Annotated in this window: 19 protein-coding genes; 5 read left to right on the forward strand and 14 right to left on the reverse strand. The window is 72.4% G+C overall.

What is annotated here, in order from left to right:
• The first annotated feature begins 25 nt into the window (after positions 1–25).
• From DY245_RS47820 to DY245_RS08390, 3 genes are all read left to right on the forward strand, one after another.
• Positions 26–2569, forward strand: coding sequence for an FAD-dependent monooxygenase (locus DY245_RS47820; RefSeq protein WP_342354176.1), 2544 nt, complete (start codon positions 26–28; stop codon positions 2567–2569).
• Between the two features lie 46 nt (positions 2570–2615).
• The coding region (locus tag DY245_RS46005) for an SDR family NAD(P)-dependent oxidoreductase (protein WP_342354177.1) at positions 2616–2925 on the forward strand (310 nt) is incomplete at its 3' end.
• 58 nt (positions 2926–2983) lie between these two features.
• Complete coding sequence (locus tag DY245_RS08390) at positions 2984–3547, forward strand: SDR family NAD(P)-dependent oxidoreductase (protein ID WP_425329359.1); 564 nt, start codon at positions 2984–2986, stop codon at positions 3545–3547.
• Positions 3548–3603: 56 nt separating this feature from the next.
• Here the strand turns inward: DY245_RS08390 and DY245_RS08395 are convergent, their stop codons facing one another.
• The 13 genes from DY245_RS08395 to DY245_RS45165 all read right to left on the reverse strand — a co-directional run bounded on the left by DY245_RS08395 (position 3604) and on the right by DY245_RS45165 (position 20359).
• The gene (locus DY245_RS08395; protein WP_128505140.1) at positions 3604–4881 is read right to left on the reverse strand and encodes an NPCBM/NEW2 domain-containing protein; all 1278 of its coding nucleotides are present in this window, start codon (positions 4879–4881) and stop codon (positions 3604–3606) included.
• A gap of 479 nt (positions 4882–5360) precedes the next feature.
• Positions 5361–6020 carry a 4'-phosphopantetheinyl transferase family protein gene (locus DY245_RS08400; protein WP_128505142.1) on the reverse strand — a complete coding sequence of 220 codons (660 nt, stop codon included), beginning with the start codon at positions 6018–6020 and terminating at the stop codon, positions 5361–5363.
• Complete coding sequence (locus DY245_RS08405; protein ID WP_244942917.1) at positions 6017–6973, reverse strand: metallophosphoesterase family protein; 957 nt, start codon at positions 6971–6973, stop codon at positions 6017–6019. The genes DY245_RS08400 and DY245_RS08405 overlap by 4 nt, the downstream gene beginning before the upstream one ends.
• Positions 6974–7034: 61 nt before the next feature.
• Positions 7035–8648 (reverse strand): PucR family transcriptional regulator, encoded by a 1614-nt coding sequence (locus DY245_RS08410; RefSeq protein WP_128505147.1) that lies wholly within the window; start codon positions 8646–8648, stop codon positions 7035–7037.
• Positions 8649–8776: 128 nt separating this feature from the next.
• Positions 8777–10375, reverse strand: coding sequence for a PucR family transcriptional regulator (locus DY245_RS08415; protein WP_128505149.1), 1599 nt, complete (start codon positions 10373–10375; stop codon positions 8777–8779).
• A 2-nt stretch (positions 10376–10377) separates the two neighbouring features.
• Entirely contained in the window at positions 10378–11292 is a 915-nt protein-coding gene (locus DY245_RS08420; RefSeq protein ID WP_128505151.1) for a serine hydrolase, read from the reverse strand.
• On the reverse strand, positions 11289–12395 hold the full coding sequence (menC, locus tag DY245_RS08425) for an o-succinylbenzoate synthase (protein WP_128505153.1): 1107 nt from the start codon (positions 12393–12395) through the stop codon (positions 11289–11291). Before menC ends, DY245_RS08420 begins: the two co-directional genes overlap by 4 nt.
• Positions 12392–13249: a GNAT family N-acetyltransferase gene (locus DY245_RS08430; RefSeq protein ID WP_244942915.1), complete on the reverse strand. Its 858-nt coding sequence runs from the start codon at positions 13247–13249 to the stop codon at positions 12392–12394. The genes menC and DY245_RS08430 overlap by 4 nt, the downstream gene beginning before the upstream one ends.
• Positions 13246–14391, reverse strand: a complete 1146-nt coding sequence (locus tag DY245_RS08435; RefSeq protein WP_244942916.1) for a M20 family metallopeptidase — start codon at positions 14389–14391, stop codon at positions 13246–13248. Before DY245_RS08435 ends, DY245_RS08430 begins: the two co-directional genes overlap by 4 nt.
• Position 14392: 1 nt before the next feature.
• On the reverse strand, positions 14393–15763 hold the full coding sequence (locus tag DY245_RS45155) for a serine hydrolase domain-containing protein (RefSeq protein ID WP_220377865.1): 1371 nt from the start codon (positions 15761–15763) through the stop codon (positions 14393–14395).
• A gap of 50 nt (positions 15764–15813) precedes the next feature.
• On the reverse strand, positions 15814–17754 hold the full coding sequence (locus DY245_RS45160; protein ID WP_220377866.1) for a S9 family peptidase: 1941 nt from the start codon (positions 17752–17754) through the stop codon (positions 15814–15816).
• Positions 17739–18539: an ABC transporter ATP-binding protein gene (locus tag DY245_RS08445; RefSeq protein WP_128505155.1), complete on the reverse strand. Its 801-nt coding sequence runs from the start codon at positions 18537–18539 to the stop codon at positions 17739–17741. Before DY245_RS08445 ends, DY245_RS45160 begins: the two co-directional genes overlap by 16 nt.
• On the reverse strand, positions 18536–20359 hold the full coding sequence (locus DY245_RS45165; RefSeq protein WP_128505157.1) for an oligopeptide/dipeptide ABC transporter ATP-binding protein: 1824 nt from the start codon (positions 20357–20359) through the stop codon (positions 18536–18538). Before DY245_RS45165 ends, DY245_RS08445 begins: the two co-directional genes overlap by 4 nt.
• 334 nt (positions 20360–20693) lie before the next feature.
• On the opposite strand from DY245_RS45165, the gene DY245_RS08455 reads away from it, so the two are divergent.
• Entirely contained in the window at positions 20694–21227 is a 534-nt protein-coding gene (locus DY245_RS08455; RefSeq protein WP_128505159.1) for a type 1 glutamine amidotransferase domain-containing protein, read from the forward strand.
• Positions 21228–21246: 19 nt separating this feature from the next.
• On the opposite strand, the gene treZ is transcribed toward DY245_RS08455, so the two are convergent.
• A complete protein-coding gene (gene treZ, locus DY245_RS08460; RefSeq protein ID WP_128505161.1) occupies positions 21247–23022 on the reverse strand; it encodes a malto-oligosyltrehalose trehalohydrolase in 1776 nt (591 codons plus the stop codon).
• Between the two features lie 196 nt (positions 23023–23218).
• Here treZ and DY245_RS08465 point away from each other — a divergent pair, with 196 nt between their 5' ends.
• On the forward strand, positions 23219–23764 hold the full coding sequence (locus DY245_RS08465) for an FHA domain-containing protein (RefSeq protein WP_128505163.1): 546 nt from the start codon (positions 23219–23221) through the stop codon (positions 23762–23764).
• Positions 23765–23786: the final 22 nt, after the last annotated feature.

Consider the following 23786-nt stretch of genomic DNA (forward strand, 5'->3'; position numbering starts at 1 on the left):
GTCAAGAAACCCAAGAAACCAGCCCGTGAAGGCCCTCGTCATCGGAGCCGGTATCGGCGGACTGACCTGCGCCATCGCGCTCCGGCGGGTCGGGATCGACGTGGCGGTGTACGAGCGCGCCACCGAGCTGCGTGCCGCCGGTTCCGGCCTGTCGGTCATGTCCAACGCCCTCAACGCGCTCAGCACGCTGGGCATCGACCTCGGCCTGGACAAGCGCGGCCAGGTCGTGGAGTCCTTCACGGTCATGGACCACCGCGGCCGGGAAATCAGGGACCTGCCGTTCAAGGAGGTCTGCGAGAAGGTCGGCGCGCCCAGCGTCTGCCTGAGCCGCTCGGACCTTCAGGAGGCCTTGCTGGACGCGGCCGGGGACTGCCCCCTCCACCTGGGCGCCGCCGCGACCGGCTTCGAGACCGATGACACGGGCGTCACCGTCCGCTTCGAGGACGGGCGTTCGGCGCACGGCGACATCCTCGTCGGCGCCGACGGATTCCACTCGGCCGTACGCGGCCGGCTCGTCGGGCCGGAGACGTCCGAGGACAGCGGCTATGTCTGCTGGCTCGGCATCGTCCCCTTCCGCCACCCCGGCCTCGCCCCGGGCAGCGTGCGCCACTACTGGGGCAGTGGCCAGCGCTTCGGCCTCATCGACATCGGCCACGGCCGCTTCTACTGGTGGGGCACCAAGAACATGCCCGCCGCCCGCTCGCACGCCTGGGACGGCACCAAGGACGAGATCGCCCAGGCCTACGCGGGCTGGGCCGACGAGGTGCGGGCGGTGATCGAAGCCACCCCGCCCGGGGACATCCTCGCCGTACCCTCCCGCGACCGCACCTTCCTGGAACGGTGGGGAGACGGTCCCGTCACCCTTCTCGGCGACGCCGCGCACCCCATGCTGACCACCCTCGGCCAGGGTTCGGCCATGGCGATCGAAGACGCCGTGGTCCTGGCCCACACCCTGGCCGAGCCCGGGGCGTGCGACGACCTGCCGCTCGCCCTGCGGACGTACGAGGACCGCCGCCGCGACCGCACCCGGGCCATGGTTGCCGCGTCCCGGTCGATGAGCGACCTTGAGCAGGCCGACACCCCCGAACAGAGGCAGGTCCGGGACGACTACTTCCGGCTGACGCCCCGGCAGGAGCTCGCCCGCCGGAATGAGGAAGGCCTCACCTTCCCCGGCATCCCGGACCCCGAACCACGCGTCCGGCGGAACCTCAGCCCCCTTGAGCGCTGGTACTGGATCGCGGACCGGACCTCACCCCTCAACGGTGTCATCCGGGCCCGGGTCCACGGTCCCCTGGAGCTGCCACTGCTGCGCCGCGCCCTGGACGTTCTCCAGTCCCGGCACCCTCTGCTGCGCGTCGCGATCAGTGGTGACGAGGAGGGCGAAGCCCCCGCGTTCCGTCCGGTGGGCGGGCGGCCGATCCCGCTGCGCCACGTCCAGGTGCCGGCCAAAGACCCTGAGGCCGACGCGTGGTGGGAACGCGAGGTCGACGAGCGCGAGCTCGCCGAGGGCATCGACTGGCGCACGGGGCCGCTGCTGCGGGCTGTCGTGATCACCCGGGAGGGCGCCGAGCGCGGGGAGGACGTCCACGACCTGCTTCTCACGGCAGCGCACTGCATAGCCGACGGCATGACGGGGCTGTCCCTGCTCAGGGAGTGGATCGAACTCGCCGCGCAGCTGAGCACCGGCGAGGAGCCGCCACGTACGTCGCGCCGGGCGCTGCCTGCCGCGGAAGACCTGCTTCCGCACCACCACCGGGGCGAGGCGGGTGCCGCCGGTCTCACGGCTCTGTTGGAGCGTGACGAGGAGGAGGCCCGTCGGTTGCAGCCACGGCGTGTCGCCCCCAGCCATCCGGTTCCCTTCGACCGGCGGCGCACCCGGATGGTGCACAGGTCCCTCACCGTCAGGCAACTGGGGCTGCTGGTGGGCGCCTGCAAGCGGCACGAGGTCACGGTGCACGGAGCCCTCGCCGCCGCCATGGTGACCGCCGTCGCCCGGGAGGCGGGGACGCCGGAACCAGCCCACTTCTCGATCGGTTCCCCGCTCGACTTCCGCGGCGAACTGGACCCCGCCGTTTCCTACGACGAGGCCGGCACCTACGCGGCCACCCTCCCCTCCCGCGTCCTCTACCGGCCCGGCATGCCTCTGTGGCCCATGGCCCGCGCCATCAGCCGGGACTTGGCGGACCGCCGGAAGCGTGCGGAACACCTGTCCCTGGTCAACCTGCTGGACCGGGCGGGACCCAAGACATCGGCCGATGGTGAAACGTTCATGCGCTATATGGACGAACAGGGCCCGCTCAACCTGTGCCTTTCCAACCTCGGCCGCCACGACTTCCCCGACCGGGTGGGCCCTTGGCACGTCTCCGATACCCAGCTCGTCGCGGGCATCTCGGTGACGGGCGCCATCGTGGCAACCGCCCTCACCAGCCACGGCCAACTCGCCTGGAACTTCAGCTACATCGAGGGAATCGTTCCGGCACCGCGCGCACACCACATCGCCGACGCGTCCGTACGCACCCTGCTGTCCGCGGTGTCGGCCGAGTCCGGCGCGTCCGACGTCTCCGGCTGACCGGTCGGCCAGGCCGCATACCCCACCACCGAAGGAGAACGCATTGTTGAACCGTCAGCCCAAGCCCCTCCCTCCGGCCGGACGCGCCGTCGTCATCACCGGCGCCTCCTCCGGGCTCGGCAAGGAGTGCGCGCTCCAGCTGGAGCAGCGCGGCTTCCGCGTCTTCGCCGGGGTGCGCAAGGTGGCGGACGGTGAGAGGCTGCGCGCCGAGGCGTCGTCCGCGCGGCTGCGGCCGGTGCTCATGGACGTGACCGACGAGGAGTCGATTCGGGCGGCTGCGGCCGAGGTTGCCGAGTCCGTGGGCGAGCAGGGCGTGTGGGCGCTGGTGAACAATGCCGGTACGTGCGTCTCGGCCCNGGCGTGTGGGCGCTGGTGAACAATGCCGGTACGTGCGTCTCGGCCCCCCTGGAGTGCGTGCCGCCGGAACGGCTGCGACAGCAGCTGGACACCAATGTCGTCGGTGCGGTCGCCGTCACCCAGGCCTTCCTGCCGCAGCTGCGCCGGAGCCGCGGGCGCATCGTCAATATCTCCTCGGGGCTGGGCAGTGTGGCGATTCCCTACCTCGGCGGATATGCGACGGGGCAGTTCGCGAAGGAGGGAATGAGTGACGCGCTCCGCCGCGAGCTGCGGCCCTTCGGTGTCTCGGTCTCCGTCGTGAAGCCGGGCGCGATCGCGACCCCGATCTGGGACAAGGTGCGGGAGGCCGGCGAGGAGATCCTCAACAAGGCCCCCGAAGACATCGCCGGCCTCTACCGAGCGTCCTTCGAACAGTTCCTGCGGATGAACGAGCAACGGGCGCAGTCGAGCAACACGCGGCCGGAGGACTTCGCACGCACCGTCTTCCGGGCACTGACCGCCCCCCGGCCCCGGACCCGCTACTGCGTCGGCACCGATGCGTGGACGGCCGCAAGGCTGTCGCGGCTGCTGCCGGACGCCGCCCTGGACCGCGGCCTCAGCACGGTCACCAAGGGCCGATAGGGCTGGTCAGGGGCGGACCTGGGCCCCATCGGAGCGGCCCTCGGCGAGACGGCCGCTCAGTGGCAGGTGATGCGGGGGCCGGCCCAGTCGGCGTGGTCGGAGTTGTTTCCGTTGCCGCCGTCGGTGACCACGAGCCGCAGCTCGGTGCCGCCGGTGAGGTCTGCGGTGAGGTGCTTCGCGGATTGGTCGACCGTCATCAGCCCGCTGTCGGCGACCTTCGTGCCGTCCCGGTAGATCTGGAAGACCACTGAGCCGTTCGCGCCCACCTCGTCGTCGATGCCCACGTCCACGCTGAGGGCGGAGCAGGTGCCGCCGAGGTTGTAGGTGATCTCGCTGTCGGCGTGGGCCCCCAGACCTTCGGGGTAGCCGGCTCCCTGGATGGTGAGGGGACGTCCGTCGATGCTGCGATTCAGCCTCACCGGCCCCCAGCCGCTCTTGCTGGAGGTCCACGGCCGGGCGCCCAACGCGGTGGTGTGGGACGGGTTGCCCTCGGTGTCCGGGCGCGCGGAGGGCGACGGCTTCGCCGACGACGAGGGCCGGGAGCTCGGTTGCGTCGAGGCCGTGGTGGGGGTTGCGGCCGGTGTGCCCGACGCCGAGCCGGAGGCGGTCGCTGAGCTCCTGGGAGAAGCCGTCGTGGGCTGGTCCGGAGTGGGGGCCGAAGAGACGGACCGTCCGGGGCCAGGGGCCGAGGCGTCGTGGCGCGCCGGGCCGAGCAGGGGGCCGACGGATATGGCAACGCCGGCCAGGGCGGTCACGGCAACAGCGAGCACGACGATGCGCGCCGGTGAGCGTCGGGATACCTGGGCCCTGCGCGGTTCGGCGGACGGGTTCAGTCCCACGGGGCGTGCGGCGGCGGTGGGTTCGGCGCCGGTGGAGGAATCCTGTTCGGCGCCGGAAGGGTCGGGGCCATCCCCCGGGTGCTGGCCGGCCAGCCAGGACGCGAAGTCGTCGCGCAGCTCGGTGCTTCGGGATTTCCGGTGCCAGGCGGCGGCGGTGTGGCGTACCGCCGCCAGCAAGCTGCCCCGCCAGGTCGCATCGGGACCTTCTCCCGAACCGTGGGACTGCAGGACGCCGGCGATGGCTTCCGCCGCCAGATCCGCAGCGGCCTGGGAGGACCCGCAGCACTCGCGGGCGAAGGCCAGTACGGCGGCGTAGTGCCGACGGTGGAATTCGTTGAGGGCTTCCTCGCCTGCCTCGGCTGCGCCGTCCGGAGCCGGCGCGCCACACGGATCAGTCGCCGCCCGGCCGTCGATACGGGCTGCCGCACGGATGCGCTGGACCAGTTCGGTATCGGACAGTTCTGTCCCACCGATTGTGTCGAATTGCTCTTGCATGGTGGGCTACTGACCCTTCAACGTCCTGACGATCAATGAAAATACCGTAAGGCGTGGACGGATGCGGCGGCCGGCCCGTTGTTGCCGCCGACCGGTGCGGAAGGACGGATGGTGATGCGGTGTGACGTGGTAGAGCGTGTCGTCCGCGAGTTGCGATCTTCCCATGCTCCGGGGGCTGTTGACGCCGTGTCCGATGAGGCGAAATGGGGTTGGGCGGCGGCGAAGGTGATGAATCCGGTTTCGACGCATGGGCGGTCGCCTTTCATGGTGAGAGCCGAAGGACAATGCCCGGAGTCTGACCGGATGCGTGTGAAACGACTTATGAGCAAAGCCCGTTAGGCCGTGTGCGATGTTCGCGAGATCGCCGGTTTTTGGACTGACGTGCGCGGGGGGCCCAGGCCCCCGCGTCCGCCGCACCCCGTTCCTCTCACGCCATCAGCTCACGCCATCAGCTCACGCCATCAGCTCACGCCATCAGCTCACGCCATCAGCGCTATGGCCGTCACCACCAACCCCGAGCCGATCAGCCAGCGCCCGCTGAATTCGGTGAGTTCGCTGCCGTCGACCACGGGGCCGGGGACGAGGAGGCGGGCGGTGAAGGTGGCGTTCGTGGGGTCGAAGGTGAGCAGGGCGTCCTCGAAGCCGAGCCAGCGGCCGGTGAGCGGGTACCACGCCTTGTAGACGCTCTCCTTGGCGCTGAACACGAGGCGGTCCCAGCAGACTTCGGGCTGTACGGCCGCCAGCCGGCGGAGCTGGGTGCGCTCCTCGGGGAGGGTGACGAGGTCGATCACCCCGGGGTCCTCCACGGGCTGGTGGGGCTCCGCGTCCAGGCCTATGGTCACCGCGTCCGTCGAGCGGGCCACCGCGGCCGCGCGGTAGCCGGTGCAGTGCGTCATCGCGCCGACGATGCCGGCCGGCCACTGCGGCGCCCGGCCGGGGCCGGGCAGCAGGGGCGCGGGGGCGATGCCCAGCTCGGCGAGTGCGCTGCGGGCGCAGCCGCGTACGGTGCCGAACTCCTGCTGCCGCCGGGGGACCGCGCCGGCCACCAGCGCCCACTCCTCGGGGTACATCTCGGACACCGGGGCGTCGTGAACGGCCGCGGCGGTGGCTATCGGCGCCGGCAGCAGCTTGTCGATCATGCGCGGGTCCCTGTGATGTCGGAGGCGACCGTGGTCGGCGTGGGGAGGATCTGGACCGGCCGGCCCGGTGTGCCGGAGCGGCGCCGCCATTCTCGGGGGTAGCCGAGCGACACCTCCTGATGGGGCACGCCGTCACACATCAGCAGCCGCGGGATGTGGAGATGGCCGTAGACCACCGCGGCGGCGCGGAACCGGCGCGGCCAGTCGGCGGTCGCCTCCGTACCGCACCACAGCGCGAACTCCGGGTACCACAGCGGCCGGGTGGGCTCACGCACCACCGGCCAGTGGTTGATGAGCACGGTCGGCAGCTCCTGCGGAACGGCGGCGAGCCGGCTCTCGGTGGCCGCCACCCGCGCCTGGCACCAGGCCTCCCGCGTCGGATAGGGGTCCGGGTGCAGATGGAACTCGTCGGTGCACACCACCCCGGCCTCCTCGGCCTGGGCGAGCGCCTCCTCCTTGGACGCCATCCCCGGCTTCCGGAAGGTGTAGTCGTAGAGCAGGAAGAGCGGCGCGATGACGGCCGGGCCGCCCGCGCCCTGCCAGACCGGATACGGGTCCTCGGGGGTGAGCACGCCCAACTCCCGGCAGATTTCCACCAGATGCTCATAGCGCGCCACGCCGCGCAGCTGCACCGGGTCGTCGGCGGGCGTCCACAGCTCATGGTTGCCCGGCACCCACACCACCTTGGCGAACCGGTCGCTGAGCAGGGTGAGCGCCCAGCGGATATCGGCGACGTACTCGCCGACGTCGCCGGCGATCAGCAGCCAGTCGTCGTCGGACTCCGGCCGTAAGCGCTCGACGATGTCGCGGTTCTCCTGATAGCGCACGTGCAGATCGCTGACGGCCACCAGCGTGCCGTGCCCGTTGCCCCGTGCGGGGGCGGGCGCGGGCGCGACGGTGGGGCCGGGGGTGCCGGCGGCGCCGGGCGCGGGGGTGCGGATCTCGTAGGTCACCATCGAAGTAAAGACGGTGCGGGGGCGAGAGTGAAGGGCGGACCGGACTACGGGGTGTCGGTCACCGGGCCGGCGGTGGCGGAGCGGCTCCTCGGCGCCCCGGGCGTGACGAAGGCGGCGGGGCCGGCCGGCCACCGGTCCCGGTGGACGGCGCGCCGCCGCGGCGGATGCGGGTGGCCAGCCACAGGTCGAAGCGGTCGTCGGGGTCGTCGAGGCGGCGGCCGGTGAGTTCCATGGCCTTGTCGAGGCGGTTGCGTACGGTGTGCCGGTGGACGCCGAGCCGCCGGCTGGTGGCGTCCCAGGCCCCGCCCGTCTCCAGCCAGGCGGCCAGGGTGGCGATCAACTCCTCGCCGTTGTCCGCGAGATCGAGCGGGCCGAGCACGGTGTCGGCGTAGCCGTGCAGCGTACGGCGGTCGCCGAGATCGAGCAGCAGCCGGCTGGCCTGGCTCTGCCGGGCCTCGGCGGGCTCACCGCTCGCCCGGCTGACGGCGAGCAGACCGGCCGCCTGCCGCAGTGACACCCGTGCCGCTTCGGGGGCGGTGGCCGGGCCGATACCGGCCGGGCGCCGCGGGGCGAAGCGGGCGAGCACATCGCGGATGTCCAGATCCTCGCCGACCACCGCCTCGATGAGGCCGCCGGTCGGCCCGTCCGTGACCCTGACCAGGCCGCCGGGCATCGCCAGTGCCAGATCGGCGGCCATCTCCTGCGCGGCACCGTCCGCACCCCCGGCCCCGCCCTCCGTCTCCACCACGACGCCCCGCACCCGCTCGGACGTCAGGCCCACCGAGTGCAGCATGTCCCGGGCCCGGTCCGCGGACGGATCCTCCTCGGCCAGCAGCTCCGACAGCAGCGCCGACCTGCGGCGACGCTCCGGCTCATCGTGCAGATGGCGGCGTTCGAGCTCCAGGGACAGCAGCGAGACCAGGCCCGGGACGACCGAGCGGGCGGCGTCGTCCGGGCGGCCGGTGAGCAGCAGCAGACCGCGCAGCCGCCGTGCGCCCAGCGGCTGCACCTCCAGCTGCTGCGCCCCGGCCGTGCTGGACGCGCTGCCGCGCAGCCCGCGCGCGGCGACCCGCTCGATCAGATCGCGCGCCTGCGCCAGCGGCGTCCGCTGCTCCCGCTCGCCCGCCGCGAGCAGCCGCCCCAGCGGGTCGAGCACCGCCGCGCCCACGCCGGTGGCGGCCGTCCACTCCTCCAGCATCGGCCGCAGCCCCCCGCCGGTCGCCGCGGCCGTCAGCCGCCGCTGGGTGGCGAACGCCCGGTGCAGCACCTCGCGCTGTTCATCGGCCCGCGCGTCGAAGACCGCCTTGGTGACGGCGATGAACGGCACCTCGTCCGGCACCGTCAGCAGCGGCAGCCCGGCCTCCTCGGCCGCCGTCACCAGCGGCTCCGGCGCCTCCTGGTACGGCAGCCCCTGCCCCAGCCCGAGCGCCAGACACGCGGCCCCGCCCTCGGCCACATCCCGGACGTACGCCCGGCAGGCGGCCGGCTCCATCGGCAGCAACAGGCCGATCGTCATCAGGAGTTCGCCGCCCTGCAGCCACTTCCCCGGCGTCAGCAGATCCGAGACGGTCGCCGCTTCGATCGTGCGGGCCAGCAGCCGCGGCGGCACGTCGTAGGTGACCGACAGATTGAGGTCGCGCCGGGCGAGGAGGTCGGAGATCTGCAGTGGCATGGACATAGTGTCCATCACATATCTACGGGATGGACGATGCGGCGATGGGGCGATCGGGTCCGGGCGGAGGTCCTCGCAGGTTCGCACCACCGCGGAATCGCTGGTGTCATGGCGACAGCCGGGCCGGGTCAGGGGTGCCGCGGGCTCAGCCGCAGTTGCAGCATCGCTTCGAATCTGGCGTCCGGGTCGGCGAGGTCGATGCCGGCCACCACGGCCAGCCGCTTGAGCCGGTAACGGAAGGTGTTGGGGTGGATGTGTACGGCGGCAGCGGCGGCGGGCACATCGCCGAAGGTGCCGAGCCATGCCTCCAGAGTGTCCGTGAAAGCGGTGTTGTGCCGGGCGTCGTAGGCGCGCAGCCGGACGACCGGGCCGTCGGGGAGATCGTCCTCGGCGGCGATCCGGTCCGTCAGCTCCTCCAGCAGCGAGGCGGCGTAGACGTCCGACAGCCGTGCGGACCGTCGCGGCGAGCGGCCGGAGCCGAGGACCCGCAGCGCCCGGTCCGCGTCGGCACGGGAGCGGCGCAGCTCGGCCGGGCGGGCGGCGAGCCGGCCGATGCCGATGACGGCGGGCACACGGTTGCCTATGCGCCCGAGAAACGCCTCGGCCACCCGTAATGCGTGCTCGTCCGAACTCGTGGGCAGGACCGCGTAGGTGACACCCCCCAGCGAGGCCGCGGCCGTACGGGGATGGATGGCGGCCAGGTGCAGGGCGAGGGCCTCGGCGATGCGGTGGCCCGCGGCCACCCGGTCGGGCGCCGACGGCTCGCCGGTCACCGCGAGCGCCAGTACGCAGGCGGGCTGCGCGGACAGGCCCAGTCGTACGGCGGCCTGCGGAGCGTGCGTGCCGCCCTCCAGGACCGTGGCGAGCAGATCGGCGCGCAACCGGCGTTCGACGTCCCCGCCCGTGCGGTGGCGCAGCAGGTGCAGGGCGGCCACCTTCGCCGCCTCGTGCAGGGCCTGCGTACGGTCCTCGCTCAGCGGTCCGTCGACCACGACCCAGATCGATCCGAGTATCTCGCCGCCCGCGCGGACGGCGATCGCGACCCGGGGCTTGTCGGAGATGCCGTCCACATAGACGGGTTCGTCCTTGCGGTAGAGGGCCTGGAAGGCGCCGCGTTGCTCCAGCGCGCGCAGCTTCTCGGCCGGCACCTGGCGGTCGAGGATGGTCGCGATCCTGGCGTCGTCGCCCTCGTCCTGCCGGCTGGAGAAGGCGAGCACCCGCCCGCTGCGGTCCTCCACGGTGACCGGGCCGTCCAGCAGTCCGGCCGTCGCGTTGGCCAGCGCGAACAGGTCGCCGGCGAGCGGCTCGGCGCCGTCGGCCTCGTCGGGGCCGCCCACCGTCCCCAGTTCGTCCGCCGCGAGCAGCGACCGCAGCAGCGCGGCCACTTGGGCCCAGGACGCGCCGGGAGTCAGCCCGAGCACGGTCAGGCCGGTGCGCGCGGCCGCCTCGGCCACGGGTCCGTCCACCGGGACCGGGGACCGGACCACCACGGCCGCCGCGCCGAGTCCGGCGGCCCGGTCGACCAGGGCGGCGACCGGCTCGGCGCCGTACACGCCGACGCCGAGCACCACCGCGCCGGGCAGCCTGGCCGGTTCGTCCAGCGGGTCCTGGATGAGCACTCCGCTGACGGTGCGGGCCGGGTCGGCTTCCCCGGCCACCACCTCGATCAACGTCGATCCCAGATCGTTGAGGATCCGGCCGAGCACGGCTCGCGGCTGCTCCGTCATCTTCACAAGGTAGGTGATCGCAGTCGGTCCACGGCGAGCGCTGCCACCTGCCCGATCACCCGGTCCGCCCGGGGGTTGCGCAGGTCGGGTCTGTCGCACCGGGTGAAGACGGCCACCGCCCAGCGCCCGCCGTCGGGGTCCTCGATCACCCCGACCTCGTTGCGCCAGCCCGGCAGCGTCCCGGTCTTGCCGGCGAGGCGGTAGCTGTCGTCGAAGCCGGATGCCAGCCGGTGCGGCCAGATCTGCTGGGACATCACGGTCCGTACCTCGGCGCAGGCTTCGGCGGGGCCCGCCTCGTCGCGCCAGATCCCGGCCAGCAGTTCGGCGGTGTCGCGGGCCGTTCCCCGGGTGGTGCGTTCGGGGACGCACACCGACAGCTCCAGGATCTTCTCCGGCCCCTGCGCGGCCAGCGCCGCCAGCTTCGCGAGCGCCTCGGCTTCGGTGGCCGCGCCGAGTTCGGCGCAGAGCGATCCGATCAGGTCCAGACAGCCGCCGGTCAAGTGGGTCTTATTCCGGCCCAGTTCGGCGAGCATTGCGTTGACCGTGTCGAGCCCGACGCGGGCCAGCACGACATCGGTGGCAGCGTTGTCGCTCAGCGTCATCATCATGTGGACCAGGTCGCGCAGGCTCATCTCGATCGGGTCGGTGCAGCCGGAGGTGCCGATGCCGCCGTCGCGGTAGCGCGGGTCCACCGCGTGACGCTCGGTCCTCCCCAGCCGTCCTGCGGCGGCCTCGCGGGCATAGGCGAGTGCGATCGGGATCTTGAAGACGGAGGCGAGGCAGACGGGTTCGTCCGCTGCGACGCCGATCGTGCGTGCGCCGTCGATCTCGCGGGCGAAGAAGAACCCCTCGACCCCGGCTGCGTCGAAGGCCTCCCGGATCCGCGCCTCGGCGGTGCCGGACCGGATGGTGGTCATGCGTTGATCCATTCCGTCGATTCGGTCACTTCGGCCAGCTTCTCGGGGATCGGCGAGAGTCCGAGCCCCGGTGCGCGGGGCACGTCGAGATGGCCGTCCTTCAGTACGAACGGTTCGGTGATGTCGGTCCGGTAGTACCGGTCGGAGGCCGAGGTGTCCCCGGGCAGGGTGAAGCCGGGCAACGCGGCAAGAGCGACGTTGGCGGCCCGGCCGAGGCCCGTCTCCAGCATCCCGCCGCACCAGACCGGAACACTGTGCGCGGCGCACACGTCGTGGATCCTCCGGGCCTCCAGATAGCCCCCGACCCGCCCCGGCTTGATGTTGACGACGGAGCAGGCACCCCTCGCGATCGCGTCGGCCGCCGAACGGGCGGAGACGATGGTCTCGTCCAGACAGATAGGGGTGCGCACCCGCTCGGCCAGCGCCGCGTGGCCCCGGATGTCCTCCTCGTCCAGGGGCTGTTCGATCAGCAGCAGCCCGTACGGATCGAGCCGGGCCAGCTGTGCGGCATCGCCGAGGGTGTACGCGGTGTTGGCGTCCACCTGGAGCAGTACGCCGTCGCCGAAGCGCTCCCGGACCGCGCGCACCGGTTCCACGTCCCAGCCGGGCTCGATCTTCAGCTTGATCCGCAGATAGCCCTCGGACAGATAGCCGTCGACGGCGTCGAGCAGTGCGGGGACCGAGTCCATGATGCCGACCGACACGCCGGCCGGCACCCGTTCGGCCGTCGCCCCCAGCCACTGACCCATCGACAGTTCATGGGCGCGCAGCCAGGCGTCCAGCACCGCGGTCTCCAGCGCAGCCTTGGCCATCCGGTGCCCCTTGAACGGGGCCAGTGCCGGGGCGACCGCCCAGGGGTCGAGCGCCGGCAGGGCGGCGAGCGCGGGCACGAGATGGCTGCGCAGTACGTCCACCGCGGCTGCGGTGTACTCCGAGGAGTACAGCGGATCGGCCATGGTGACGCATTCGCCGTAGCCCTCATGGTGCTCGGTCTCGACCCTGACCAGCAGGATCTCCCGGGTGGTCAGGGTGGCGAACGAGGTTCGGAACGGTGCGACCAGCGGCATCGCGATCCGGCGCAGTTCCACACCGACGAGCTTCATGCCTGCCTCTCCTGACGTTTGTCGATCACGTACCAGCCGTCCCGGGTGAATCCGGTGACGGTGTGCCCCTCGGCCATCAGGCCGCCGAGCACCTCACGCAGCGCGTACCGCCATGCGCGGGCCAGGGACGGGTCGGTGCGGCGCAGTGTCTCGATCTCCGCGGGGATCCGGACCAGGACGGTGTCACCGTCCCGGCGCCCGACGGCGGGGCGGCCGTCGGGCTTGGCGTCCAGACCGACGACGGCGTGTGCACCCGCGCTGTCGACCGTGACGCTGCGGGGTGTGCCCGCGGCGGACCCGACGGCGTGTTCGCCGGCCAGCTCCCAGCGGACCAACAGCCGGTCCGACTCGGTCCCGGCATTGACCTCGTCCTGCATCGCGCCGTAGAAGTCGGCCAGGTACTCGCTCGGCGCCGCGCCCAGTTTGGCCAGGTTGAAATAGGCGTTACGGCTGACCAGCGGGTCGAAGGTCCAGGTGACCGTGGTGATGCCACGGGCCAGGGCCCAGGCCCGCTGATGCAGTTTGACGGCGAAGCCGATATTGCGGCCCCGGACGCTGTCGTCCACCCCGGCGATATGCGAGTGCAGTCCGGCGGCGGCCAGGAAGCCCAGGCAGAATCCGACCATCCGGCCGTCCCGGTGGATACCGACGACATAGCTGCCGGAGTGGGCGAAGACCCGCAGCAGCTCCGGGGTGATCAGCGGGTTGGCGGGATCGGGCCGCCAGACCTGGTCCAGCACCCGGCGGGCCTCCAGCATCTCGTCCAGCCCGTGCAGCTCCGAGATGGTCACGCCCGCCCGGTGCGCGGCCAGGTCCGCGGCGGCTGCCGCGGCAGCCGCCTCCGTGCCGTTCACGCTCTCACCCGGCCGGGTCCGGCAAGCGGCTCGCGTACGAGCGTGGCCACCAGGGAGGCCACCAGTGCCGCGCGGCGGGGCAGTTCGGCGACGACGACATGCTCGTCGTCCGCGTGCGCCCCGCCGCCCACGGCCCCGAGCCCGTCCAGCGTGGGCGTGCCCGCTCCGGCGGTGAGGTTGCCGTCGGATCCGCCGCCGACCGCCACGCCGCGCAGCGGGCCGAAGCCCAGCTCCGCGTAGCGGCTTCGGGCGAGGTCGAACAGCTCCGCCGACGCGCTCGTCGGTAGCGGCGGCCGGTTGGGGCCGCCGGAGAACGTGAGCGAGGCGTCCGGGAGGACCGGTACGAGACCCTGCACGGCACGGTCCACCCGGTCCTGTTCGGCGGCTGTCTCCACCCGTACGTCGACCAGCAGCCGAGCCGCGTCGGGCACCGTGTTGCGGGTGGTGCCGGAGGAGGCCACGGTCGGCGTCACCGTGGTGCCCGTCGCCGGATCGGCGAGTGCGGACAACGCGAGCACCTGGTGGGCCAGTTCCGTGGTGGTGTTGACGCCGCGGTGGGGTTCGAGTCCGGCGTGCGCCGCGCGTCCGGTGAGGGTCATCTCGTAGCTGGACACCCCCTTGCGCGCGGTCTTCAGCGCGCCGCCCTCGCTCGCCTCCAGGACCAGTACGGCCCGGGTGCGGCGGGCCTCGGCCTCGATCAGGGTGCGTGAGGTCGGGGCGCCGATCTCCTCGTCGCCGGTGAGCAGCACCGACACCCCGTCCAGGTCGTCGAGCACCGACAGCGCGTGGAACAGCTGCGCCACGCCGGCCTTCATATCGAAGCAGCCGGGTCCGGTCAGCCGGCCCCCGGCCACCTCGAAGGGGTGGCCGGCCAAGGAGCCCAGCGGCCACACCGTGTCGAAGTGGCCGAGCAGCAGCACCCGGTCGCCGGAGCCGAAGCGCCAGCGCAGAGCGGGCCGTCCCGAGCCGTCGAGCCACGCGGGCGCCGAGCCGGTCAGCCGGGTGCCGAGCCCGGCGACGACCCGGGCGCAGTCGGTGACGGCGGCCAGGTCCTCGCTGGGCGACTCGGTACGGACCAGCTCCCCGATGTCGGCCAACAGGCCCGGCAGCCCTGCCTCCAGGGCGGTGGCGATTGCTGTCACGTCAACCCACCTTGGGGGTGGCGCGGGCACCGTGGTGGAGGTAGGGCGTGCCGTCGGCGAGTGTGTAGAACACGACCGGTATCCAGGTATCGAGGCCCGGCCGCCGCACCACGAACACCCCCGGCTCGACCGGGTGCAGCGCGTACTCCTGCTCCGGGTCGGGCATCAGCTCGGCCAGCGGTCCGGTGAACCGGTCGAGCATCACCAGGCCGCCGTCCCGCTCCACGATCTCCATGCTGCTGGAGAGCCGCTGGTACACACCGACGTAGTCGGCGGGGTCCACCGCCACCGGTTCCGTCGCCGGCTCGACGGGGGCGGGCATCGTCACGCCGGCCAGCTCCTGGACGATCTCCTCGAACACGTCCCGGTAGAGGCCTATGGTGTCGCCGCCATTGGTGAGCAGGCAGATCGCCAGGTCGTCGTCGGGCAGCACCCGCAGGAACGCGCTCTGCCCGATCGTGCCGCCGTCGTGTCCGTACACCCGGTGTCCGTCCCAGGTGTCGAGCAGCCAGCCCAGCCCCCAGGCGCGGCACAGGACGCTCGGGCCGGGGAGCTCGACCTGCGGGGTCTGCATGGCGGTGACGCCCTCGGCCGAGAGGATCTTGGTGCCGTCCTCGGCGACGCCGTTGTCGAGGTGCAGCCGGGCGAACTTCAGTACCTCGCGCGGCGTCGAGCAGATGAGTCCGGCCGGTCCGGCCGAACGCATGAGCCCCCAGGTCTCGGCCTGCACCGGCGGATCCCCCAGGTGCCCGGTGGCGGCGCGGAAGCGCAGCACCTCCTCGGGCAGGGTCGCGGTGTGCGTCAGGCCGAGCGGACGGTAGAGGCGCTCACGCATCAGCTCGTCCCACTGGACGCCGGTGGCGACTTCCAGCACCCTGCCGAGCATCGTGAAGCCCGCGTTGCAGTACGACATGGTGGCGCCCAGCGGGTGGTTGGCGGTGACGTCGCCCAGCAGCGCGGTGAACTTCTCCAGACAGTCGTCACCCCGGCCGGTGTCGGCGAAGAAGTCGCCGTCGATACCGCTGGTGTGGTTCAGGAGGTGGCGGAGCGTCACTCCCTGGGTCAGCTCCTCGTTGGCGAGCCGCAGTTCGGGGAGGACGGAGACGATCGGCGCGTCCAGTTCCAGCAGACCCTCGTCGACCAGGGCCATGGCCACCGTGGTGGTCCACACCTTGGAGATCGAACCGATCTGGAACAGGGTGTCGGTGGTGGCCTCGATACCGGCCTCGGTGTTGGCCAGGCCGGCGGCGGCCTCGGCGATCAGTTCGCCGCGGTGCACAATGCCGAGACCGGCGCCGGGGACGGAGTGACGGGCGATCAGCTCGGTGAGGCGGGCGGTCCAGCGGGCGGACAGATCTGTGGTGTCAGACATGTTGAGCTCCCCTTTCGAAGCGTTCAGAGGTTTCAGGGTGTTCAGCGGCTTCAGCGGTGGGTGTGTGTGGTGACCCAGTCGATGAGGCGGCGGGAGTAGTCCTCCCGGTGCGAGGGCCTGCCGTCCAGGACGAACAGATGCGAGCCGCCCGGGTACAGGACCAGCCGGACCGGCACGTTCCGGGTGCGCAGCGCGTGGAACCACTGCTCGGCCTGGCCGGCCGGGCAGTCGTCGTCCGCGCCTCCGTGCAGGATCAGCGTGGGTGCGCGCACCCCGTCGACATGGCTGATCGGCGAGAGCGCCGTCAGCCGTTCGGGGTCGCCGATCTCGTGGCCGGCGATCAGCTGTCCTTCTGCGGAGGTGCCGAGCATGCTCCTCAGATCGACCAGGATGCCGCCCGGTACGACGGCGGCGAAGAGGTCGCTGCGGGCGGAGAGCCAGCAGGTCAGATAGCCGCCGTAGCTGTAGCCGGTGAGCGCGATCCGTTCCGGGTCGACGAGCCCCTCGGCGACGAGGGTGGCGATCGGTTGCAGGATGTCCTGTTCGTCCGCCTCACCCCAGGCGCCCACGGCGGCCGTGTAGAACGCCTCGCCGTAGCCGTCGCTGGCGCGGACGTTGAGCGTCAGGATCGTCCAGCCCTGCGAGGCCAGCTCCTGGTGGTAGAGGTGGACCGGGTCGGAGTGCGGCGCCCAGGCGTTGTGCGGGCCGCCGTGCACATCCACCAGCAGCGGCCCGCCCAGGGGCGCCTGCGCGGCACGGGTGATCATGCCGTGCACCACCGTCCCGTCCGAGATGCTGAACTCGCGTTCGGTGACCGGGTGGAGGGCGACCTCGGGCAGCGACCGGGCCATGTGTGCGGTGAGCCGCACGGGCGCTCGCCCTGCCGACGGCTCGCCCGGTTCCCCGGGCGCCCAGGCGTCCAGGTCGAGCAGAGCGATCTCGGCGAAGCTCGACGCGTCGCAGACCACGAGCGCGGCCTGCCCTGCCTCGGCCGCGACCGAGCAGCCGCTGACCCCGGTCCCGGCGGGCAGGGGGGACGCGCTGATCCCGGCCGCGTTCACCCGGTACAGGCGGGTGGCGCCCCGGTCGCGGGCGCAGAACACGATGTCCTCGCCGTGGAACTGCGGCAGCGCACCCGGATAGCCCGGGCCGCCCGGCAGGACGTTGCGGTCCAGAGCGGCGCTGAGGGACACCGGCGCCGATCCGTCCAGGGGCTGGCGCAGCAGCTCCAGGTGGCCGACGCCGGCTGTGGTCCGGCCGACGACGAGCAGCGCGGACCCGTCGGGGAACCAGCTCACAGGACCGGCGAGACCACCGGCCGGGCCGATCCGGCGGGGCGCGGGCACATCGTCCCCGACCCCCACGACATGAGCGGCCGACGTGCCGGCCACATCCGGATCCGGGCCGCTCTGCGCGGGGTAGGCGAGCCGAGTGCCGTCGGGCGACCAGGTGGGCGAGCCGGCGTTCCGGTCGCCCTCCGTGATCTGTCTGACCTCGCCCGATTCCACGTCCACCACGAACAGTTGCGTCCGCACCGACCCGATCAGGCCCGCACCGTCCGCCTTCCAGCCGAGGGTGTCGATGACGACGGGTGCGGTGTCGTCGCGCCGGATCCCGGGGGCCGAGAATGCGATCCGTGATCCGTCCGGACTCCACACCGGTGTGCCCGCCCCCGCCGGGCATCGGGCGGACGTGGTGAGCGCCGCGGCCTCTCCTCCCTCGGCGGGCAGCAGATGGAGCTGCCCCTCGCGCAGGAACGCCAGTTGGGTCCCGTCCGGGGACCAGCGCGGTGCGGTGTCCGCGGGCCCATGGGTGAGCCGCCGGGCCGGGCCGCCCCCGCCGCGTACCTCCCAGAGGGAGCGGACCACACGGTCGTTCTCGGCATCCTGGGTGGTCAGTGTGTAGGCGACACGTAAACCGTCGGGGGACAGTGCGGGGTCACCGGGGATCTCGAACCGGTACAGGTCGTCGATCGTCAGTGGTCGGGGCATGACGCCTCCTCGGGCGAGGGCAGGGTCGGCAAACAGGAGATCAGGTTCCGGGTCGTCGGGTGCTCCGAGTGCTCCAGCACCCGGTCGGTGGGACCGCACTCGACGAGGTGTCCGCCGTCCATCACGGCGACCTGGTCGGACACGTAGCGGACGACCGCGAGGTTGTGGGAGATGAAGAGCATCGCGAAGCCCAGCTCGCGCTGGAGCCGGCGCAGCAGATTGAGCACCGCACCCTGGACGGACACGTCCAGCGCCGAGGTGATCTCGTCCGCGATCAGCACGGCGGGCCGGGCGGCCAGGGCCCTGGCCAGGGCCACCCGTTGGCGCTGGCCGCCCGAGAGCGCGTCCGGGGTCAGCGCGGCCCGCGCGGGGTCGATGCCGACGAGCTCCAGGTAGCGGGCCACCTCCGCCTCGCGTACGGCGCGGCGTTCGCGGGCCGGTGCCTTGCGGGCGGGGGGTTCGCGTGAGCCGGTCTCGCGTGGCACCGCTTCGGCGACCGATGCGCCGATGGTCATACGCGGGTCGAGCGAGGCGTACGGATTCTGGAACACCAGCTGCACCGGGCTGCGCCCGCGCCGGCGCCCGGCGTCGCTCCCGGCGACCAGTACGCGCCCGGAGTGCATCGGCGCCAGCCCGACGACGGCCTTCCCGAGGGTCGATTTGCCCGACCCCGACCCGCCGATCAGTCCGGTCACCGTTCCTTCCGGCACCAGCAGGTCGACGTTCTCCACCGCGGTGAAGCGGCCGTAGCGCACGGTGATCCCGCGCAGCTCCAGTGAGCTCATGACGTTGCCTCCGCTCCGTGTGACGTGGACCGGACGGGGGCACCGGCGCCCACCGCGTCCACCGGGTACCAGCAGGCGACCCTTCGCCCCGGCCCGAAGTCGGCCAGCTCGGGAGCATCGCCGTGGCAGCGTTCCCGGGCGCGTTCGCAGCGCGGCGCGAAGGCGCATCCCGGGCCGGCCTCTCCCGGTTCCGGCGGGCGGCCGGGGATGGTCGCCAGTTCCCTGCCGGGATCCGTGGCCATGGTCGGGACCGCCTCCGCCAGCGCCCGGGGGTACGGGTGGGCCGCGCCCCCTGCCAGCTCGGCGACCGGGAGATCCTCGACGATCAGGCCGCCGTACATCACCAGGACCCGTGCACAGACCTGGGCGACGACGGCGAGGTCGTGGGAGATCAGCAGCAGCGCGGCGCCGGAGCCCTCGCGCACCTCGGCGAGCAGGTCGAGCACCTGCTGCTGGACGGCCACGTCGAGTGCCGTGGTCGGCTCATCGGCGATGATCAGTTTCGGCTCCCCCATCAGCCCCATCGCGATGACGGCCCGCTGTCGCATCCCGCCGGAGTACTCGTGCGGACGCTGCCGGGCGCGCCGTTCCGGCGAGGGGATACGGACGGCGCCGAGCCGGTCGACGGCGCGTGCCGTGGCCTGTGCGCCCCCATTGGTCGAGTAGCTGAGCCCGACGGTGAGCGGTCTGCCGTCCTTGGTCCAGATGCCGCCGCTCTTCGCCCAGCCCGCGGCGGTGAGCGCGGCGGCGGCCTGCGCCGTGTCATGGGCGGGAAGGTTCCCGGTCACCGTGTCGCCGGTGCAGGGGGTGGGGACGGTCTCACCGATGCGGGTGGGGGGCTTGCCCTTCCCCCCGGTGGCCACGTTCCTGAGCTGCTTGAGATCCAGTACGGAGACCAGAGCCTTGCGTACCGCCAGATCGGCGCCCGGACGGCCGGCGGCCTGGTTGAACACGAGCTGCCCGAACAGCGACTCGATGCTCTCGTTCTTCACCTCGGCCGCGTCCAGCCGGTCCTGGTCGGCGCCGTTGATCAAGGCCCCGTTGATCTGCCCGGCCATCAGGAGATTGGCTGCGGTCGACTCGTTGGCGACCACCTTGAACACCACCTTGCCGGGGAGGCCCGCGCCAGTGGATCCACGGGGACCCCAGGCGTATCCGTCCCGCTTGACATACGTGTAGTGGTCGCCCGGAACCGCTTCGCTCAGCCGGTACGGCCCGCTCGCGTTGGTGGCCTTGGCCAGCGCGGCCGGCGCAGCCAGGCTCTTCTTGCAGACCAGCGGCAGCAGCCGGGCCATCTGCACGAGGAACGAAGCGGGTTTCTTCGTGGTGACGGTTACCGTCCGGGTCGCCTTGTCGGCCTTCGCCACAGCGGTGACGGGGACGGAGAGCCCGAGCATCGGCGACTGGTTCTTCGGATCGGCGATGTGGTTGTACTGGGCGGCCACATCGTCCGCGGTGAGCGGTGAGCCGTCCTCGCAGGTCACCCCGGAGCGGATGGTGAACTGCGCGGAGGTGGAGGTGGCGGACCATTTCTCGGCCACCCCGGGAACCAGCGAACCGTCGGCTGCGATGTGCACGAGCGTGTCGTACGCGAAGGAGTTCATCGACAGTGCGGTGCTGGCGAGCGCCGTGGTGGGGCTGAGAGTGCCCGGATCGACGGCGACGGCGAGCACCACCGTCGAACCGCCGGGGCCGTCGGCGGCCGAGCCGCCGCATGCGGCCGTGGTGGCGACCAGGCCGAGCGCGGTGGCCACCGCGGCCGCCGACCGGGTCCTGCGTGTCGTTCTGCTTCTCGTCTCCATGCCTGTGGTGCTGGCCATGGTCACCCTCCGAGGGAGCGGCACGCCGCCGCCGGGTGAGGGAACATTAGGCAGTTGCACACCCGCCCCGAGTGGTCGCGCCGCACGAAAAACTGCCTCGCCGACCGTGCGCCGCGACGAAGACGAACACGAGAGCGCCAGGGCGTGACCACCTCCGGCGGGAACGCACGCATCGGCCCAAGTCACCGGTATGGGGGATGGGCAGACTGTCCGCCGGCACCGTCCAGAGGATGAGCAAGGGCGGTTCATCCCGTTATGGTCGAGAAGTGGGACGGCGGGATCCCACGGATCCCGCCCCCACTTCCCGATCCATACGAAGGGACGTGAGCGCGCTATGCAGGCGGCGTTTCTGGTGGCCCATCAGGGCACCGAACAGGTCGAGCTGACCAAGCCATGGCGGGCGGTGACCGCCGCGGGTGGCACCCCGAAGCTGGTCTCCACCTCGGCGGGGAGGGTGCAGGCGTTCCATCATCTGGACAAGGCGGACACCTTCCCCGTCGACCTGACCGTGGCCGAGGCGACCGCGGCGGACTTCGACGGCCTGGTGCTGCCCGGCGGGGTGGCCAACCCGGACGCGCTGCGCCTGGACAAGCGGGCGGTGGCGTTCATCAAGTCGTTCTTCGACGCCGGGAAGCCGGTGGCCGCCATCTGCCACGCACCCTGGACGCTGATCGAGGCCGATGTGGTGCGCGGCCGCACCCTGACCTCCTGGCCGAGCCTGCGGACCGATATCCGCAACGCGGGCGGCACCTGGGTCGACGAACAGGTCAATATCTGCACCGCGGGACCGAACACGCTGATCACCAGCCGTAAGCCGGCCGATCTGGACGCCTTCTGCGCGGCGTTCGTCTCGGAGTTCTCCCACTGATCCACCGGCGGCGGCCGCCCTACGGCCCGAGGATCACCACCGACTCCGGTGGCAGACGCAGCACACCGTCGGCACCGGGCAGATGCGCCTCGGGCCAGCCCGCCAGCGCCTCCGTCCTCGCGCCGTCGCCGTCGCCGACCGGAATGGCCGCTGTGGCCTCCCGCCCGAGATGGACCGCCACCCGCAGCGGCCCGCGGCGCAGCAGCAGCCAGCGGGCGGCCTCGTCGTAGTGGACGTCGGTGTGCCGTGGATCCGGGTCGGTCAGCGCGGGCAGCTCGCGGCGCAGCGCCAGCAGCGTACGGTGCCAGGCCAGCAGCGCGGCATGCGGTGCGAGGGCCGGCTCGGACCAGTCCAGGACGCAGCGGTCGCGGGTGGCCGGGTCCTGCGGATCCGGCCAGTCGCCGGCCTGCCCGGCCCATTCGTGCGCGGCGAACTCGCGCCGGCGCCCGGCCCGTACCGCCTCGGCCAGCTCCGGATCCGTGTGATCGGTGAAGTACTGCCAGGGCGTGGTTGCACCCCACTCCTCACCCATGAACAGCATCGGTGTGAACGGCGAGCACAGCACCAGCGCGGCGGCACAGGCGAGCAGGCCGGGGGAGAGTCCGGCGGCGAGCCGGTCGCCCAGCGCCCGGTTGCCGATCTGATCGTGCGTCTGGGCGTAGGCCAGCAGGCGGTACGCGGGCGTCACCCGCAGATCGAGCGGCGCGCCGTGCACCCGGCCGCGGAAGCTGGAATGGCTGCCGTCATGGAAGAAGCCGCCGGTCAGCGTCTTGGTGAGGGCGGCGAGCGGGGCGCGTGCGAAGTCGGCGTAATAGCCGCGGGATTCGCCGGTGAGCGCGGTGTGCAGGGCGTGGTGGAAGTCGTCGTTCCACTGGGCGTGCAGGCCCTGGCCGCCGCTCTCGCGCGGCGCGGTGGTGCGCGGATCGTTGAGGTCGGACTCGGCGATCAGGAACAGCGGGCGGCCCAGCTGCCCGGCCAGCCCGTCCACGGCGGCGGACAGCTTGGTCAGGAAGTGCGGGGTGTGGTCGTCGTGCAGCGTATGGATCGCGTCCAGCCGCAGCCCGTCGAGCCGGTAGTCGCGCAGCCAGGAGAGCGCACTGCCCAGGAGATAGCCGCGCACCTCCTCGCAGCCGGGGGCGTCGAGATTGACCGCCGCGCCCCAGGGCGTGTGGTGGGTGTCGGTGAAGTACGGCCCGAATTCCGGGAGATGGTTGCCGGACGGGCCGAGGTGGTTGTGCACCACATCGAGGATGACGCCCAGCCCGTAGCCGTGCGCGGCGTCCACGAACCGCTTGAGCCCGTCCGGCCCGCCGTACGGCTCATGCACCGCCCAGGGGGCGACCCCGTCGTACCCCCACCCATGGGTGCCCGGGAACGGGCAGACGGGCATCAGCGAGACATGGGTGATCCCCAGGTCGGCGAGGTGGCGCAGCCGCGCGGCGGCGGCGTCGAAGGTGCCCTCGGGGGTGTACGTCCCGATGTGCAGCTCGTAGAGGACCGCGCCGGGCAGCGGGCCGCCGGACCACGGATGCCGCCAGTCGAACCGGTCGTGCTCGACGACCGCGCCGGGCCCGCCGGGGCCCTCCGGCAGCCGGGCGGCGCGCGGATCGGGGAGCGGCGGCCCCCCGTCGAGCCGGTACGCATAGCGGTCGCCGTCCTGCGCCGGTGCCTCGGTGCGCCACCACCCCGCCCGGCCGACGTCACGCTCCATCGGGATCGCCGGCTCACCGGCCCGGTCCCCCGCCCACTGGAGAGCGACCTGCCCGGCGCCCGGCGCCCACACCTCGAACAGCATGGCCGTCCTCCTTCGTTCGCTCCCGGTCCCGACGACCAAAGCATGTCGTCGCGCCGCCCGACAGCCCGACGTGGCGGCACGGGCCGACATCGCGCCATCACACTGGGCCGTTCCGGCGAGCCGGCGTGCCCGCCCGCGGCGCCCCGCACACCGCCATCGCCTGGACAGCGGCTCGCGGTGGCCGGAGAATCACGGCATGACTTCGCTCGAGTTCCCTGCGCACCCGGTGCGCCCGTCGGACGCGGACCGGGAACGCGCCCTTGACCTGCTGCGCGACGGTGCGGCGCAGGGACGGCTGTCCCAGGACACCTTTCTGCGTCGGCTGGAACTCGTCCTTACCGCCCAGCAGCGCTCCGAACTCGACCTGGCCACGGCCGACTTGGAGAGCCGCGGCAAGGTCCAGGGCACGATGCTGCGGATGGTCGGCCGGGTGTCGGCGTTCCACATCCGGGTGCGCAGGGCATGGCGTATGGAGCGGCTGCCCAAGCTGCTGCTGCCGGAGCCGGGCCCGTTCCCGCTGCTCATAGGCCGGGCGCCCGGCGTGGGCCTGCGCCTCAACCACGAGACGGTCTCCCGCGCCCACGCCGAACTCCGCAGCGCCGGCAAGGGCTGGCTGCTGCGCGACCTCGGCTCCACCAACGGCACCTGCGTCAACGGCCGCCGGGTGGTGGGCGAGGTCCCGGTCGGACCCGGCGACCACATCACGTTCGGCCGGGTGGATTACGTCCTGACGGAGCGTTGAGCCGGGCCGCGGCCCGGGCCTG

This window comes from Streptomyces inhibens (genome assembly GCF_003389455.1).
Lineage (GTDB): Bacteria > Actinomycetota > Actinomycetes > Streptomycetales > Streptomycetaceae > Streptomyces > Streptomyces inhibens.

Coding starts and splice junctions, on each gene's coding strand:
- DY245_RS45155 (WP_220377865.1), bottom strand. CDS start 15,763: ATGTCTGACACCACAGATCTGTCCGCCCGCTGGACCGCCCGCCTCACC.
- DY245_RS08420 (WP_128505151.1), bottom strand. CDS start 11,292: ATGACCACCATCCGGTCCGGCACCGCCGAGGCGCGGATCCGGGAGGCC.
- DY245_RS08400 (WP_128505142.1), bottom strand. CDS start 6,020: ATGATCGACAAGCTGCTGCCGGCGCCGATAGCCACCGCCGCGGCCGTT.
- DY245_RS08415 (WP_128505149.1), bottom strand. CDS start 10,375: ATGACGGAGCAGCCGCGAGCCGTGCTCGGCCGGATCCTCAACGATCTG.
- DY245_RS08445 (WP_128505155.1), bottom strand. CDS start 18,539: ATGAGCTCACTGGAGCTGCGCGGGATCACCGTGCGCTACGGCCGCTTC.
- DY245_RS08395 (WP_128505140.1), bottom strand. CDS start 4,881: ATGCAAGAGCAATTCGACACAATCGGTGGGACAGAACTGTCCGATACC.
- DY245_RS45160 (WP_220377866.1), bottom strand. CDS start 17,754: ATGCCCCGACCACTGACGATCGACGACCTGTACCGGTTCGAGATCCCC.
- menC (WP_128505153.1), bottom strand. CDS start 12,395: ATGAAGCTCGTCGGTGTGGAACTGCGCCGGATCGCGATGCCGCTGGTC.
- DY245_RS08410 (WP_128505147.1), bottom strand. CDS start 8,648: ATGCCACTGCAGATCTCCGACCTCCTCGCCCGGCGCGACCTCAATCTG.
- DY245_RS08455 (WP_128505159.1), top strand. CDS start 20,694: ATGCAGGCGGCGTTTCTGGTGGCCCATCAGGGCACCGAACAGGTCGAG.
- DY245_RS45165 (WP_128505157.1), bottom strand. CDS start 20,359: ATGGCCAGCACCACAGGCATGGAGACGAGAAGCAGAACGACACGCAGG.
- treZ (WP_128505161.1), bottom strand. CDS start 23,022: ATGCTGTTCGAGGTGTGGGCGCCGGGCGCCGGGCAGGTCGCTCTCCAG.
- DY245_RS08465 (WP_128505163.1), top strand. CDS start 23,219: ATGACTTCGCTCGAGTTCCCTGCGCACCCGGTGCGCCCGTCGGACGCG.